Below are 15,442 nucleotides of genomic sequence, written 5' to 3' on the forward strand. Positions count from 1 at the left end.
TTCCCCTGCGGGGTTGCCACGAGCTTTCTTGCACGGCATTCAATCGGCATGACCTTGATGCGCCTGCGAGGGAGAGCCGCGTGACAGACAAACCGAGCCGCCCGGTCTCCGTCTTCCGCGAATTCCTCGTCAGCGAGGCATCGGGCGGCATCGTGCTGATGGGCGCGGCGCTGCTTGCCCTCATCGTCGCCAATTCGCCGCTCTCCGGCGCCTATTTCGCGGCGCTGAAAACCTATGTCGGCCCGCTCAATGTCGAGCACTGGATCAATGACGGGCTGATGGCGGTGTTCTTCCTGCTGGTCGGGCTGGAGATCAAGCGCGAGATGCTCGACGGGCAATTGTCCACCTGGCCGCGCCGTGCGCTGCCCGGCATCGCGGCGGCGGGCGGCATGGCCGTGCCGGCGCTGATCTATGTGGCGCTCAACCTGCAAAATCCGGATGCACTGCGCGGCTGGGCGATTCCCACCGCCACCGACATCGCCTTTGCGCTCGGCGTGCTGTCGCTGCTCGGCAGCCGCGTGCCGGCCTCGCTGAAAGTGTTTCTCACCGCGCTTGCCATCATCGACGATCTCGGCGCGGTGATCATCATCGCCATCTTCTATACGAGCGGCCTGTCCATGCCCTATCTCGCCGGCGCGGCTTTCGTGCTCGCGGCGCTGATCGCGATGAACCGCATGGGCGTGCTCAACCTTTTGCCCTATGCCCTGCTCGGCCTGGTTCTGTGGGTGCTGGTGCTAAAATCCGGCGTGCATGCCACGCTGGCCGGTGTGGCGCTGGCGCTGACCGTGCCGCTGCGCGTGTCGCCCGGCATTGCCCGCGACCTCGAACATTCGCCGCTGCACCGCGTGGAGCATTCGCTGCACAAGGTGGTCCCCTTCGTCGTCATCCCGATCTTCGGCTTCGCCAATGCCGGCGTCTCCTTCGCCGGGATGAGCCTGTCGTCGCTTGTCGAGCCACTGACGCTCGGCGTCGTCGCCGGACTGGTTGTCGGCAAGCTGGTGGGCGTGCTCGGCACATCGGCGCTTGCCATAAGACTCGGCCTCGCCGACCTGCCCAGAAATGCCGGCTGGATGCATATGACCGGCGTGGCGTTCTTGTGCGGCATAGGCTTCACCATGAGCCTGTTCATCGGCTTGCTCGCCTTTGCCGACGACCCGGACCTGCAGAAAGCGGTGAAACTCGGCATTTTGGCCGGCTCGCTGGTCGCCGCGCTGCTGGGGTCGGCCGTGCTTATGATGGCGCCGAAGATGGGGAAGGAGATAGACGAGTAGGCTACTCGCTTTCGCCCTCCAGCGCCGGCACCGCGACGCCGGCAAGCTCGGCGGCGAGCAGGCGCGCGGCGCCGGCCCGGGCAATACGTAACATGAGGGCCTTGCGCGTCGCCGCCGCCAGCCTGTGCTCCGGCGCCTCGCGCAGGATTTCCGCGCCATAGCCGTCGGAGAGGATGAAGCCGCAATCTTCGGGAAAGATCGCGGCGGGAACGTCCGGATGGGTGGCGAAGAAGAAGCGGTCCGAATGCAGCCGGTATTCCGGCCATTTGCGGTCGACGCGAAAATCCTCGATCGAGGACTTTATCTCGATGATCCAGATGTCGCCCTGACGGGTGAGCGCGACGAGATCGGCGCGGCGGCCAGTGGCGAGCGAAATCTCGGGGAGCACATGCGCGCCCATCTCGGTGAGCAGCCGCTGCACGCCGCGCCGCACACGCATGGCGCGCTCGGACTGGCGGCCGTCGATCAGCGGATTGGTGGGCAGCGGCGAGATGATCGGCATGGCCAATAGTACAAAACCGGAACGGCGCTGCAAGAGGCTTGACCGAAAGCATTGAGGTCAAGGCCCGCAATCGACCGAAACGGGCAACAACGGCCCAAAAACTCACGAAACCGTGAAGGATTGTTGCGAAAATACCATAATCGGTCGCAGACCCGTGTGCCGCCACGGCAGCGGAGCCCACACGGCGCTTGGCAGCCCTATGCAAAGCTCTAGTAGATAGACTCGAAAAAGCGGCCGAATCAGGCCCGGGATCGTCAAAAAGGGGAGTTTCACCTCTTCATGCGGCTCAAGACCTTTACCGTGCTGGCCGGCCTCGTGCTGTCGACCGCGCTCACGGGCTGTAGTTCCGTCGGCTCGTTCCAGATCTTCTCAGCCGCCGATTACAGCGCCCGCACCGATTCCGGCTACAGCGTACCGGCGATCCCGATCTACAAGGTTCCCGCCCAGTACCGCCGCCAGATCGTGAGCTACAGGACGGACGAGGCGCCGGGCACGATCATCGTCGATACGGGCGCGAAATACCTGTACTTCGTGCTGCCCGAGGGGCGTGCCGTGCGCTACGGCATCGGCGTCGGGCGCGAAGGGTTCGACTGGAAAGGCACGGCGCGGGTCGGCGCCAAGCGCGAATGGCCAGTGTGGACGCCGCCGCCGGAAATGATCCGGCGCCAGCCGCAACTGGCGAAATGGCGTGGCGGCCAGCCGCCCGGCCCGACCAATGCACTCGGTGCGCGCGCTCTCTATCTCTACAACAAGGGCGACACCGGCTACCGGCTGCACGGCACGCCCGAATGGTGGTCGATCGGCAAGGCGATGTCGTCGGGCTGCGTGCGGCTGCTCAACCAGGACGTGATCGACCTCTACAGCCGCGCCGATGTCGGCGCCAAGGTCGTTGTCCAATAGGGTTTCTTACGCGGACCGTCTCGGCAACAAGGACGTCAGCAATGAAAAACCGGGCCCTTTCGAGCCCGGTTTTTTATTGTCTGCGCGTCTGCGGGGATGCGGTCAGGAGACTTGCTCGACCTGCTGCACTTCCGGCACGAAGTGGCGCAGCAGGTTCTGGATGCCATGCTTCAGCGTCGCCGTCGACGACGGGCAGCCGGCGCAGGCACCCTTCATGTTGAGGAACACTGTGCCGTTCTCGAAACCGCGGAAGGTGATATCGCCGCCGTCCTGAGCCACCGCCGGGCGCACGCGCGTCTCCAGCAATTCCTTGATGGTGATGACGATGTCCTCGTCGGCCTTGTCATAGAACTCGTCGCCGCTTTCCGCCGCGTCGCCGCGCGCCTGGGCGGCGCGGGTCATCACCGGCTGGCCGGACATGAACTGTTCCATGATGGCGCCGAGGATGGCGGGCTTCAGGTGCTGCCAGTCAGGGCCGTCGGCCTTGGTGACGGTGACGAAATCATAGCCGAAGAACACGCCGGTGATGCCCGCAATGTCGAACAGACGTCCAGCCAGCGGCGAAGCTTCGCGGGCAGCGGCGGCGTCGCGGAAATCGGCGGTACCTTCCGGCAGAACTTCGCGACCGGGCAGGAACTTCAGCGTGGCGGGATTGGGGGTCGCCTCGGTCTGGATGAACATCGCCGCATCTCCGCGCGTCATTTTTGGAATAGTTCTAAATAGGCTCATTCAACGGCCGGTACAAGCGGCATTGGTGAATAGCGAATGGTAAATGGTGAATGGGAAGGACAAGCGCAACAGCTTGATGCAGTTTCACCCTACCGGTCGCCTACCATTCACCGCCTACGCCAGGCTGGCGATCTCATCGTCCGACAGGTTTTGCGGAACGACCGTGACGGGAATGGGAAACGCCGCATTCTTGCCGGCGATCGAGGCGACCAGCGGTCCCGGCCCCTCCTTGGAGGCGCCGGCTGCCAGCACCAGGATGGCGATGTCCTGGTCGTCCTCGATGAGTTGGTGGATCTGGTCCGTTGGCTTGCCCTCGCGCACCACCAGTTCGGGCTCGATGCCGAGCGTGGCGCGCACCTTGGCGGCATGCTTGTCGAGCGCGGCCTGTGCGGTCGCCTCGGCTTCCTCGCGCATGATCTTCTCCACTCCCAGCCAGTGCTGGAAGTCGCCCGGCTCGATGACGTAGAGCAGCACGACGCTGCCGCCGGTCGACTTGGCGCGCATCGCAGCGTAGGCGACGGCACGCTCGCATTCGGGCGTCTCGTCGACGACGGCGAGGAATTTTCGCCGGTGGCCGGCTTCCCGGCTCAGGCGTTTGGAGACCATGGACTACTCCCTGAACGAGGCTCCGCTCGGACGGCCGCAATCTGCCACCCGCACGCGCGGGCGGCAAGCGGCGGCGATGAAGCGGAAATCGGGGGACAGTTTACTGAATTCCAATGCCGGCGCGGGCCCGCCCGCATCCGACGACACGGAATTCAGTAAACTGTCCCCGGATTTCTCAGCCCTGCAAGAGCCCGACGATGTCGCGCACCGTCTTCATCGTCGCCTCGGCCTTGACGCTTGCCCGCTCGCCGCCGTCGCGCAGCACGCCGTCGACATAGGCGTGATCGGCGGAGATGCGGCGCATCTCGGCGGCCACCGGCGCCAGTTTCTCGACCGCCAGGTCGGCCAGCGCCGGCTTGAAGACGGAAAACTGCCGGCCGCCGAACTCGCGCAGCACCGCGTCCTTGCCGATGTCGGCGAGGCCGGCATAGATGCCAACGAGGTTTTCCGCCTCGGGCCGGCTGGCCAGGCCGTCGACCTCACTCGGCAACGCCTCCGGATCGGTCTTGGCCTTCTTGATCTTCTTGGAGATGGTGTCGGCGTCGTCGGTAAGGTTGATGCGCGACAGGTCGGACGGGTCCGATTTCGACATCTTCTTCGATCCGTCGCGCAGGCTCATGATGCGCGCCGCCGGCCCGCCGATGACCGGCTCGGTGATCGGGAAGAAGCCGTTCACCGTCTCCTCGCCGACCTGCATCTCGACGCCGACGCCGAGATCGGCGATGCGGGAGGAGAAGTCGTTGTTGAACTTCTGGGCGATGTCGCGGGTCAGTTCCAGATGCTGCTTCTGGTCCTCGCCGACGGGAACGTGGGTGGCGCGGTAGAGCAGGATGTCGGCCGCCATCAGGCTGGGATAGGCGAGCAGGCCGAGCGAGGCGTTCTCGCGGTCCTTGCCGGCCTTGTCCTTGAACTGCGTCATGCGGTTCATCCAGCCTATGCGCGCGACGCAGTTGAATATCCAGGCGAGCTCGGCGTGCTGCATGACGCGGCTCTGGTTGAAGACGATGTGTTTTTTCGCGTCGATTCCGGAGGCCAGGAAGGCGGCGGTGATCTGGCGCGTCTGGTCCTTGAGGTCGGCGTGGACGAGCTGGGCGGTCAGCGAATGCAGGTCGACGACGCAATAGATGCAGTCGGACGTGTCCTGCAGCGCGACGAATTTCTTGATGGCGCCGAGATAGTTGCCGAGATGCAGGTTGCCGGTGGGCTGGACGCCCGAGAAGACGAGCGGCTTGAAGGCGGACATGAGAGGAATCCTCGTGGCTTGTGGAGGGCCGTTTCACGAGCGGCGAAGTTGCGGACGCGCGGGCTTATGGACGATGGCGCGGAGCGAGGCAAGTGGGCATGAGATGGACAAAATCGTATTGATCGGGATATATAGATGATCGAGTGTAGATCATTCAATGCTGGAGGCATTAGTGACCATCAACGTCACCAACAAGCAAGCCGATGCGCTGACGCGAAGATTGGCGCAGATGGAAGGTGTCGGCCTCACCGAAGCGATCGTCATCGCCATGCGCGAGGCGCTCGAGCGCCGGCGCGCCAGGGAAACGCCGATCGAGACGGCGGCGCGGCTAAGGGCTGAGTTCGGTATTGAATTGAGCGAGCGGGCGCGAAAGCCCTTGCCACGCTCGGTCTATGATGAACTGTCGGGCGAATAGCGATGTTCGTCGATGCAGCGGCCATCGTCGCCATTCTCAGCCAGGAGCCAGAAGCGACCCGATGCGCGGATGCCATCGTCCGGACGGAAAGCCCTTTCACCTCTGCCATAGCCGTCTGGGAAGCTGCGATGGCGCTCAGCCGGCCTGAAAAGCTCGGCATTCAGGTCGAGATGGGCCTGAAGATTGTCAATCGTTTCCTGGAGGAACGGGACATCGCGCTTCGTGACCTTCCGCCCGCGCAGGATGCGGCCAGCCTGTCCGTCGAAGCTGCGTCGCGCTTCCGCAACAACACGATTCGATTGAACCTGGCCGACTGCTTCCACTACGCCTGCGCGCGACACTTCGGCGTCCCGATGCTGTCGACCGCCGACGAATTCCGGCTGACGGATCTGGAGACGATTCCGTGACCGAGCACTGCCTCACTTGCTCAGATTGCGGACCCGACGATTGCTGATTTCACCAGATCGTTCTTCACTCCTCGTCGGCGGAAACTCTTGCTGAGCCTCTTTTTACGCTGCGCCTGATCATGCCGATGTCGGCGCCGCCGATGGCGAAGACGATGGCGAAATAGAGCGCCATTGCGCCGGCAATCATCGTTCCCAGCACGACCGCCTGCTCGTAGAAGGGCGCACCGGGGCCAAGACTTGCGGAAAACCAGCGGGCGGCGAAATACAACGCTGCGGCCATGATCGCCGAGGCGACCAGCAGGCGCGGAATTCGCTTCAGCAAGCCGGCGTCGCGGCCCCAATGGCCACGGCGGATCAGCACGCCGAGCAGCAGCGCGGCGTTGACCCAGCCGGCGATGGCCGAGGCGGTGGCGATGCCGGCGCCGCCCATCGACGGGAATAGCGTCAGCGCGACCGATATGTTCACCGCCACGGAAATGGCGGCAAAAATCATCGGCGTGCGCGTGTCCTCACGGGCGAAATAGCCAGGCGTGAACGCCTTGATCAGCACGAAGGCCGGCAGGCCGAGCCCGAAGATCGCGAGTATGGCCGAGACCACCGGCGTGCCGTTGGAGGCGGCGAAGGCGCCGCGCTCGTAGAGCAGGCGCACGATCGGCTCGGAGATCACCAGCAGCGCGGCGGCGGCGGGCAGCGTCAGGAACAGCGTGAACTCGACCGACCGGTTCTGGAGATTGGCGGCCTCCTGCGTATTGCCGGCCTTCAGCGCCCGCGCCAGTTCCGGCAAAAGCACGATGGCGACAGCGATGCCGACGACGCCGAGCGGCAACTGGTAGACGCGGTCGGCATAGGCAAGCGACGAGACTGCGCTTTCCTTGCCGGAGGCGATCGCCGTGCCGATCAACTGGTTGATCTGGGTGATGCCGCCGGTGACAGCCGCCGGGAAGGCCAGCACCAGCAGGCGCCTGACGTTCGGCGTGAAATGCGGCCAGCGGAACCTGATCGAAACACCGGCATGGCGCACCGCGATCCAGACGATGGCCAACTGCACCAGCCCGGCGGCCAGTACGCCCCAGGCCAGCGCGTAGCCGATGTCCAGCCCGCCCAGTCCTTCGTGCCAGGCATAGCCGAGCACGCCGATCAGGATGATGTTCAGAAACACCGGCGCTATCGCCGCGGCGAAATAGCGGCGCAGCGAATTCAGCATGCCGGCCATCATCGCCGCCAGCGACATGCACATCAGATACGGGAACATCACCGTCGCCAGCGCGACGGTGAGGTCATGCTTCTGCGGATTGTCGGAAAAACCGGGCGCCACAACGGTCGACACCAGCAAAGGCATCGACAGTTCCATCAGGATGGTCAGCGCCACCAGTGTGGTGAACAGCACGCCGAACACTTCCTCGGAAAAGCGTTTCGCGCCTTCGATGCCGCCGGCTTCGATCTCCTTGGCGAACAGCGGCACGAAGGCGGCGTTGAAGGCGCCCTCGGCGAACAGCCGGCGAAACGTGTTGGGAAACTGGAAGGCGGCGTTGAAGGCGTCGGCGATCGGGCCGGTGCCGAGTGCGGCCGCCATCAGCATCTCGCGCGCAAAACCCAGAACCCGGCTCATCAGCGTGCCGGAGGCGACGGTGGCGAATTTCTTGACGAGGCTCATGTCCCCCTCCCCCTTGAGGGGGTGAGGCATGGTCCGCGAAGCGGACGAAAAGCCAACGATTTGGCTTTTCGAATGACGAACGCCCGGAGCGAAAGCGAAGGGCCGAGGCGGCCGAGGGCCGGGGGTGGGGTCGTCGCGGCAGTGCTCGACCTATAGGCGGTGCCTTCTGAGGTTACCCGCTCTGGCCGCTTCGCGGCCATCTCCCCCTCAAGGGGGGAGAGGACGTCGGCGCCAGGTCCTCGGCTATGGCCTCGGGCATTCGTCGCTCGAAAAGCCAAATCGTTGGCTTTTCGTCTGCTTCGCAGACCGCTCCTCATTCCGCCGCGGCCTGCGTCCGCGCCTTGGCGTTCCGGGCCGCCTCGCCTTCCAGTGTCGCGGTCAGCGCCACGCGGATCGCTTGCAGCCGCATCGGGTTCTCGATTTTCCCGCCGGTCAGGTCGCTGACGTAGAAAGTGTCGATCACCTTCTCGCCGAAGGTGGTGATGTGGGCCGATGCGATGTCGAGCGACAGGTCCGACAGCGTGCCGGTGATCTCCGACAGCAGGCCGGTGCGGTCGAGTCCGGAAACGTCGATGACGGTGAAGCGGTTGGACAGCGTGTTGCGGATGTCGACGCGCGGCTCGATGCGAAACGTCTTGGAGCCGCGCCTCGGCTTGGCGCGCCTGGCGATGATCTCCGGCAGCCAGCTCTTGCCCGACAGCACGTCCTCGATCAGACCGCCGACGCGCTCGGCCCGGCGCTGCTCGTCCTCGTCGCGGTCGAACTCGCGCGAAATCAGGATGGTGTCCAGCGCCCGCCCGTCGGATGTCGTGAAGATCTGCGCGTCGACGATGTTGGCGCCGGCCGCCGCACAGGCGCCGGCGATCACCGACAGCAGGCGCGGATGGTCCTGGGCGAGCACCGTGATTTCGGTCACCGCCTCGAAACCATGCGTCTTGACCATGGTCGAGAGCTTCTTGCCGGCCTGGTCGGCGGCGCGGATAAATTCGGCATGCCGCACCTGATCGTCGACGTCGACGGCGAGCAGGTAGTTTTCGTAGTGCAACTTGACCAGCTTTGTCCGGGCCTTCTCGGTCCAGCCCGAAAGCGCCTCGGCCAGCCGGTCGCGCGCCATCTGCGCGCGCAGCGAGCGAGACACTTCCGAAAAACCGCCGGTAAGCAGCAGCTCGGTCTCGTAATAGAGGGTGCGCAGCAACTGGCCCTTCCAGCCGTTCCACACGCCGGGGCCGACGCCGCGGATGTCGCAGATGGTGAGGATGAGCAGCAGCTTCAGCCGCTCGACCGACTGAACCACGTCGGCGAAGTCGCTGATCGTCTTGCGGTCGTTGAGGTCGCGCGTCTGCGCCGTCATCGACATCAGCAGATGGTTCTCGACCAGCCAGGCGACCGTCTCGGTATCTTCCGGCGTCAGGCCCATATGCGGGCAGATGCGGCGCGCAATCTTCGCACCGGCTTCCGAATGATCCTCCGGCCGCCCCTTGGCGATGTCGTGCAGCAGCACGGCGACGTAAAGCACCTCGCGCTGCGCGATCAGGCCGGGCATCAGCTTGTGCGACAGCGGATGCAGTTTTTCGCCGTCGCCGCGCTCGATCTCGGAAAGGATGCCGATGCAGCGCAGCAAGTGCTCGTCGACCGTATAGTGATGGTACATGGAGAATTGCATCATCGCGACGATACGGCCGAATTCGGGGATCAGCTTGCCGAGCAGGCCGGCCTCGTTCATGCGCCTGAGGTTGAGTTCCGGATTGCGGTCCGAGGTCAATATGTCGAGGAAGATGCGGTTGGCCTCGGGATCGCGTCGAAGGCTCTTGCCGACCAGGTCGAGCGAGCGCCGCAGCAGCTTCAGCGCGTCAGGATGGTATTCCAGCCCGTGCCGGTCGGCAAACCAGAACAGGCGCAGGAGGTTCACCGGATCGCGCGTAAAAACGTCCTCGTCGGCGACGTTGATGCGGTGATTGTCGACGATGAAGTCGCTGGTTCCCGCCAGCTTGCGCTTGCGGCGTGAAAAGCTCTGGAAGATGCGGTTGAAGCCCGGCACATGCTTGGCCTGCTCCTCTTCCAGCGCGGCGCAGAAGATGCGGGTCAGGTCGCCGACGTCCTTGGCGATCAGGAAGTAGTGCTTCATGAAGCGCTCGACCGCCGACATGCCGGGATGGCTGGTGTAGCCAAGCCGCTCGGCGATATCGCGCTGGATGTCGAAATGCAGCCGCTCCTCCGCCTTGCCGGTGAGGAAGTGCATGTGGCAGCGCACCGCCCAGAGGAAATCCTCGCATTTCAGGAACTGGTTGTATTCGGCGCGCGTGAAGACGCCCTCCTTCACCAGTTCCTCGCCCGAGCGCACGCGATAAAAATATTTGGCGATCCAGAACAGCGTCTGCAGGTCGCGCAACCCGCCCTTGCCGTCCTTGATGTTGGGCTCGACGAGATAACGGCTTTCGCCGGCCTTGGCGTGGCGCTCGTCGCGCTCGCCGAGTTTTGCCTGCACATATTCCGGGCCGGTGCCCTTCACCACCTCGCGGTCGAAGCGGGCCAGCATCTCGTCGAACAGCGTCTGCTCGCCCCAGACGAAACGCGCCTCGAGGATCGCGGTGCGGATGGTGGTGTCGGAGCGCGACAGGCGGACGCAGTCGTCGATGTTGCGGGTGGCGTGGCCGACTTTCAGGCCGAGGTCCCACAGCATGTAGAGCATGTATTCGACGATCTGCTCGCCCCACGGCGTCTGCTTGTAGGGAAGCAGGAACAGGAGGTCGATGTCGGAGCCGGGGGCCAGCGTGCCGCGGCCATAGCCGCCGACCGCGACGATCGCCATGCGCTCGGCCGAGGACGGGTTTTTGGCGCGGTAGACGTGGGTGGCGGCGAAGTCGTAGAGGACGCGGATCACCTCGTCCATCAGATGCGACAGGCGCCGCGCGCAGGCGGTGCCGCTGCCGTCTTCCTTCAGCATGCGCTCGGCCAGCCGTTTTCCGGCGGCGATGCGGTCCTTCAGCGCCGACAGCACCAGCGTTCGCACGGCCGTGCCCGAGCCGTCGCCGGAAGTCGGCGCGGTCAACGCGGTCAAGTCGTGGCGAAGCTGGGTGGCGTCGACCAGCTCTTCCAGCTTCAGGGCTACTTTCGTCATCGGGCGGCGGTGTTACGTGTTGCGCGGTCGCGGGTCTATAAACTGTTTTGCGACAGGTGGGTATCGCCCGAAAGCATTGCGAGGGGCTGTATGGCCAGGTCGCTGGCGACACTTCCTCTCTTGCAATCCGCGCCGCAATCCCCGATATGAACGTCGGGAGGTTGGTGGTGGACGATCCACTCGCCAACCGGGTCAGGTCCGGAAGGAAGCAGCCCTAACGAGCCCGGAACGGGTCATTGTTCCAGCCTCCCGCCCTCCTTAAAACTTCGGCTCCTGCCGTCACGGCGTTGACGGAGCGATGCCGCGCGGGTGAAACTCGCCCTGAGCGAAACGGCCGCCGACGCGGCGAGCGGAGACCGAGCAACGCATGAGCGACGCCGGAACGGAGCAGACGGGGAAGGCCGGTGCCTATCGGGTGCTGGCGCGAAAATACCGCCCCGCCGACTTTTCCGCCATGATCGGCCAGGAGCCGATGGTGCGCACGCTGACCAACGCCTTTTCCAGCGGCCGCATCGCCCAGGCCTGGATGCTGACCGGCGTGCGCGGCGTCGGCAAGACCACCACCGCCCGCATCCTCGCCCGCGCGCTGAACTACAAGACAGACACGATCAACCAGCCTTCGGTCGACCTCACCGTGCCCGGCCAGCACTGCCAGGCAATCATGGAAGGCCGCCATGTCGACGTGGTCGAGATGGACGCTGCCTCGCACACCGGCATCGACGACATACGCGAGATCATCGAGCAAGTGCGCTATGCGCCGGTCTCTGCCCGCTACAAGGTCTACATCATCGACGAGGTGCACATGCTCTCCACGCAGGCCTTCAACGGCCTGCTGAAGACGCTGGAGGAGCCGCCCCCGCACGTCAAATTCATCTTCGCCACCACCGAGATCCGGAAAGTGCCGATCACGGTGCTGTCGCGCTGCCAGCGCTTTGACCTGCGCCGCGTCGGCGCCGAGACCCTGGTCGCGCATCTGGGAAAAATCGCCGGGCTGGAAGCGATCGAGGTTGAGGACGCGGCGCTCGCCATGATCGCGCGCGCGGCGGAAGGCTCGGTGCGCGATTCGCTGTCGATCTTCGACCAGGCGATCGCCCACAGCGCCGGCGCGGTGACCGCCGAGACGGTGCGCGGCATGTTGGGGCTGGCCGACCGTGCCCGCGTCATCGACCTGTTCGAGCAGGTGATGAAGGGCGACATGGCGGCCGCACTCGGCGAGTTCCGCGCCCAGTACGACACCGGCGCCGATCCGGCGACGGTGCTGACCGATCTGGCCGAATTCACGCATTTCGTCACGCGGCTGCGCTACGTGCCGTCGGCGGCGCAAGACGCCTCGCTGACGGAGGACGAGCGCACACGCGGCTCGGCCTTTGCAGAGACGTTGTCGATAAAGGTGTTGTCGCGCGCCTGGCAGATGCTGCTCAAGGGCATTTCGGAAGTTCAGTCCTCCAACCGCCCGGTTGCCGCCGCCGAGATGGTCCTGATCCGGCTGGCGCATGCCGCCGACCTGCCGACGCTGGACGAGGCGATGAAACTTTTGGACGGGGCCTCGCCCTCCGCCGGCAATGGCGGCGGCCCGCGTCCGTCGGTCTCCTCCGGCGGGCCGGCGATGGCGCGCCCGGCCGCTCCGGTCGCCACGGCGGCAATGCCGCAGCCGCGCATGGCGCAGGGCGGCAGCTCCGTCGCCCGGCTGGTGGCGCGCGAGGATGCACCGCAGCCGCCCATGTCTTCGGTCCAAATGGAGGCCGCGCCCGAGGCCCGGTCCGAGCCGGCTGCGGAGACCGTTCCCGTGCGTTCGCTGGCCGATATCGCAGCACTTGCCGACGCCAACCGCGACATGACCTTCAAGGTGCTGTTGCGCCGCTGCGTGCGACTGGTGCGCATCGAGCCCGGCCGGCTCGATGTGGCACTGACGGCGGACGCGCCGAAGACGCTGCTCAACGATCTCAGCATCAAGTTGAAGAGCTGGACGAACCGCCATTGGTTGGTGTCGCTGTCGCGGGAAGAAGGCGGCAGGACGCTGGCCGAGGAAGAGGCGGCGCGGCGCGAGACGGCGTTTCTGGATGCAAGCCAGGACCCGACGGTAGCCGCCATCCTGTCGCGCTTTCCCGGAGCGAAGGTGATCGACGTGCGTATCCCCGACGCGCAGGAACTGCCCGAGAGCGGCGACGCCGACATTCCGCCCGACCCGACGGTCGACGACGACGAGAACTGAAAAGGACAAGACGATGAAAGATCTGCTCGGCCTGATGGGCAAGGCGAAGGAGATGCAGGCCAAATTCCAGGCCATGCAGGAAGAGATCGCCCAGATGGAAGCCACCGGCCAGTCCGGCGGCGGCCTGCTCTCTGTGACGCTGACCGGCAAGTTCGAGATGAAGTCGCTGAAGATCGATCCGTCGCTGTTCAAGGAGGACGATGTCGAGATTCTGGAGGATCTCATCCTGGCCGCACATAACGACGCCAAGGCAAAGGTCGAGACGGCGATGAAGGACAAGACCGCGGCGCTGACTGCCGGGCTGCCGCTGCCTCCGGGCTTCAAATTGCCGTTCTGATGCGGGAATCGGTCGCCGATTCGGGCCGATTGTGCAGGAAGCCAGCAGCTCGGCTCCATCGTGACGTGATGAGTTGGCTTTTTGCCTGTGGTGGTTAATTTTATTTAAATTGTTGGAATAGCAGGAGAAAATGCCTCGCTGAGTCGGTTTTCCGACGTTGCGTCAGGCCGCCGATCACGATCTGGAAACGCAAAAGTCATCATTTCGCCGAAAAATTGCACAGTGTTGCCATCAGTACACACAGCCGCCGGAGCGATGATGAGGGCATGTCAGTGAGCGCGCGCAAGCGCGTGTCGGCCGTTTTGGTGGCCGTGATCCTCCCCCTGCTGGTTTCCGCCTGCAGCCAGACCTCGGCAAGCGGCGTCCGCTCCATGGTCGTGCCCGGCGGCTCACACGGCTACTCCGCCCGCGAGAAGGAATGCCTGATGCGGGCCATGTTCTTCGAGAGCAATCGTTCCAGCCGCGACGGGCTGGTCGCGGTGGGCACGGTGGTGATGAACCGGGTGCGTTCCGGCAAATGGGGCGACACGATCTGCGGGGTTGTGGCCGCCAAGCGGCAGTTTGCGCCGGGCGTCATGACCCGCAAGATGAACTCCAAAGCTCTGCCGGACGTCGAGGCCGCAGCCGACGCGGTGCTGAGGGGCGAGCGGCACCCGAAAGTGAAGAACTCGATGTTCTTCCATACGGCGGGCCTGAAGTTCCCATACAAGAACATGCACTACACGGTGGTGGCCGGCGGCAACGCCTTCTACGAGAAGCGCAATCGCAACGGCGATCCGGTGGTGCTGCCCGCCGAAAAGGCGCAGCCGGTGGTCATGGTCGCCAGGGCCGACATCAAGCCGGTGATGGCGCGGGCCGCCAGCGGGCGCTCCACCGCCATGATGAGTTCGCGCGGCGGCGACACGCAGGTGGCGATGGCGCGCGTGGCGCCGAAACCCGCAGCCGTGGCCGCCGAACAGCCGGCGGCCGTCGCCATGCAGGCCGCAGCCAACGCCGCCCCGGCCGCCGCTCCGCAGGCTGAACCCGCGGTCGTCGCCATGGCGATCGACGGCCGGTCCCCATCGACGCGGGCGAGCGCCGCTGCACCTTTCCCCGATGCACCGGATGCTGCGCCGACCGATCCGGTGCTGCCGGCGGTGACGGAGGCCGTCCCGACGCCAGAGCGCAAAGTGGCAGACGCCGCGCGTGCCGATGGCTGGACGACGGGGGCGCCGGCACTGACGGCTTCGAACTCCGCGCAGCCCATGCCCGAGTCGGCCCGCGGCACGGCGGTGTCCTTCGACGTCGACCAGGACGACGCCGACGCCATCGGCGCCATGATCTCCGGCCAGGACCGGCCGGCACTGGGATTCAACTGAGGCAGTCCGGCCGCCGGGATCGCCATCGGGCGCAGGGCTCACGCGGGTTTCCGGCCGCGCGGCTTTGTTCTAATCCTTCGCTATGTCCAAACGAATCGCCGGCCCCGAGATCGAACGCCTGATCCAGCTCCTCGCCAAGGTGCCGGGGCTGGGGCCACGCTCGGCCCGCCGCGCCGCGCTGCACATGATCAAAAAGAAGGACCAATTGCTGGCGCCGCTGGCGGGCGCGATGAGCGAGGCGGTGGAGAAGGTGCGCGTCTGCTCGACCTGCGGCAATGTCGACACGGTCGACCCCTGCATGATCTGTAGCGACCCGCGCCGCGACGGCGCAACCATCGTCGTGGTCGAGGATGTTTCCGACCTGTGGGCGCTCGAGCGGGCCTCGGCACTCAACGCGCGCTATCATGTGCTCGGCGGCACTTTGTCGCCGCTCGACGGCATCGGCCCCGACCAGCTCAACGTCAAGGGACTGGTTGGCCGCGTGGCGGAGGGCGGCGTCTCCGAAATCATCCTTGCCGTCAACGCGACAGTGGAGGGCCAGACCACGGCGCACTATCTCACCGACCAGCTTTCAGGCTTCGGCGTAAAGATCACGCGGCTGGCGCACGGCGTGCCGGTCGGCGGCGAACTCGACTATCTGGATGAAGGCACGCTGGCCGCGGCGCTGAAGTCGCGGACCGCGTTTTGACA

Annotated in this window: 14 protein-coding genes and 1 other RNA gene; 9 read left to right on the top strand and 6 right to left on the bottom strand. The window is 65.2% G+C overall.

Features of this window, described 5'->3' with window-relative positions; translation table 11 throughout:
• Positions 1-80: 80 nt before the first annotated feature.
• Complete coding sequence (gene nhaA / locus RB623_RS16720; protein ID WP_308058042.1) at positions 81-1,271, top strand: Na+/H+ antiporter NhaA; 1,191 nt, start codon at positions 81-83, stop codon at positions 1,269-1,271.
• A 1-nt stretch (position 1,272) separates the two neighbouring features.
• On the opposite strand, the gene RB623_RS16725 is transcribed toward nhaA, so the two are convergent.
• A complete protein-coding gene (locus RB623_RS16725) occupies positions 1,273-1,773 on the bottom strand; it encodes an MmcB family DNA repair protein (protein WP_308058229.1) in 501 nt (166 codons plus the stop codon).
• Between the two features lie 279 nt (positions 1,774-2,052).
• On the opposite strand from RB623_RS16725, the gene RB623_RS16730 reads away from it, so the two are divergent.
• Entirely contained in the window at positions 2,053-2,673 is a 621-nt protein-coding gene (locus RB623_RS16730) for a L,D-transpeptidase (protein ID WP_308058043.1), read from the top strand.
• A 102-nt stretch (positions 2,674-2,775) separates the two neighbouring features.
• Here the strand turns inward: RB623_RS16730 and RB623_RS16735 are convergent, their stop codons facing one another.
• From RB623_RS16735 to trpS, 3 genes are all read right to left on the bottom strand, one after another.
• The gene (locus RB623_RS16735) at positions 2,776-3,354 is read right to left on the bottom strand and encodes a NifU family protein (RefSeq protein WP_308058044.1); all 579 of its coding nucleotides are present in this window, start codon (positions 3,352-3,354) and stop codon (positions 2,776-2,778) included.
• A gap of 162 nt (positions 3,355-3,516) precedes the next feature.
• Entirely contained in the window at positions 3,517-4,008 is a 492-nt protein-coding gene (locus RB623_RS16740; RefSeq protein ID WP_308058045.1) for a universal stress protein, read from the bottom strand.
• Between the two features lie 175 nt (positions 4,009-4,183).
• A complete protein-coding gene (gene trpS / locus RB623_RS16745) occupies positions 4,184-5,251 on the bottom strand; it encodes a tryptophan--tRNA ligase (protein WP_308058046.1) in 1,068 nt (355 codons plus the stop codon).
• A 172-nt stretch (positions 5,252-5,423) separates the two neighbouring features.
• Here trpS and RB623_RS16750 point away from each other — a divergent pair, with 172 nt between their 5' ends.
• Complete coding sequence (locus RB623_RS16750) at positions 5,424-5,666, top strand: type II toxin-antitoxin system VapB family antitoxin (RefSeq protein WP_308058047.1); 243 nt, start codon at positions 5,424-5,426, stop codon at positions 5,664-5,666.
• A 2-nt stretch (positions 5,667-5,668) separates the two neighbouring features.
• Positions 5,669-6,073 carry a type II toxin-antitoxin system VapC family toxin gene (locus RB623_RS16755; protein ID WP_308058048.1) on the top strand — a complete coding sequence of 135 codons (405 nt, stop codon included), beginning with the start codon at positions 5,669-5,671 and terminating at the stop codon, positions 6,071-6,073.
• A gap of 64 nt (positions 6,074-6,137) precedes the next feature.
• On the opposite strand, the gene murJ is transcribed toward RB623_RS16755, so the two are convergent.
• Together murJ and RB623_RS16765 are read right to left on the bottom strand one after the other, a co-directional pair.
• Positions 6,138-7,727, bottom strand: coding sequence for a murein biosynthesis integral membrane protein MurJ (gene murJ, locus RB623_RS16760; RefSeq protein ID WP_308058049.1), 1,590 nt, complete (start codon positions 7,725-7,727; stop codon positions 6,138-6,140).
• A 313-nt stretch (positions 7,728-8,040) separates the two neighbouring features.
• Positions 8,041-10,845, bottom strand: coding sequence for a [protein-PII] uridylyltransferase (locus RB623_RS16765; RefSeq protein WP_308058050.1), 2,805 nt, complete (start codon positions 10,843-10,845; stop codon positions 8,041-8,043).
• A gap of 156 nt (positions 10,846-11,001) precedes the next feature.
• Between RB623_RS16765 and ffs the strand changes: the two genes are divergently transcribed.
• From ffs to recR, 5 genes are all read left to right on the top strand, one after another.
• Positions 11,002-11,098: signal recognition particle sRNA small type (gene ffs, locus RB623_RS16770), an RNA gene on the top strand.
• 114 nt (positions 11,099-11,212) lie between these two features.
• A complete protein-coding gene (locus RB623_RS16775; RefSeq protein ID WP_374121691.1) occupies positions 11,213-13,057 on the top strand; it encodes a DNA polymerase III subunit gamma/tau in 1,845 nt (614 codons plus the stop codon).
• A 13-nt stretch (positions 13,058-13,070) separates the two neighbouring features.
• Positions 13,071-13,394, top strand: coding sequence for a YbaB/EbfC family nucleoid-associated protein (locus RB623_RS16780; RefSeq protein ID WP_308058051.1), 324 nt, complete (start codon positions 13,071-13,073; stop codon positions 13,392-13,394).
• A gap of 266 nt (positions 13,395-13,660) precedes the next feature.
• Positions 13,661-14,752, top strand: coding sequence for a cell wall hydrolase (locus RB623_RS16785; protein ID WP_308058052.1), 1,092 nt, complete (start codon positions 13,661-13,663; stop codon positions 14,750-14,752).
• 82 nt (positions 14,753-14,834) lie between these two features.
• A complete protein-coding gene (gene recR, locus RB623_RS16790; RefSeq protein WP_308058053.1) occupies positions 14,835-15,440 on the top strand; it encodes a recombination mediator RecR in 606 nt (201 codons plus the stop codon).
• Positions 15,441-15,442: the final 2 nt, after the last annotated feature.

The organism is Mesorhizobium sp. LHD-90 (assembly GCF_030929505.1).
Classification (GTDB): Bacteria; Pseudomonadota; Alphaproteobacteria; order Rhizobiales; family Rhizobiaceae; genus Kumtagia.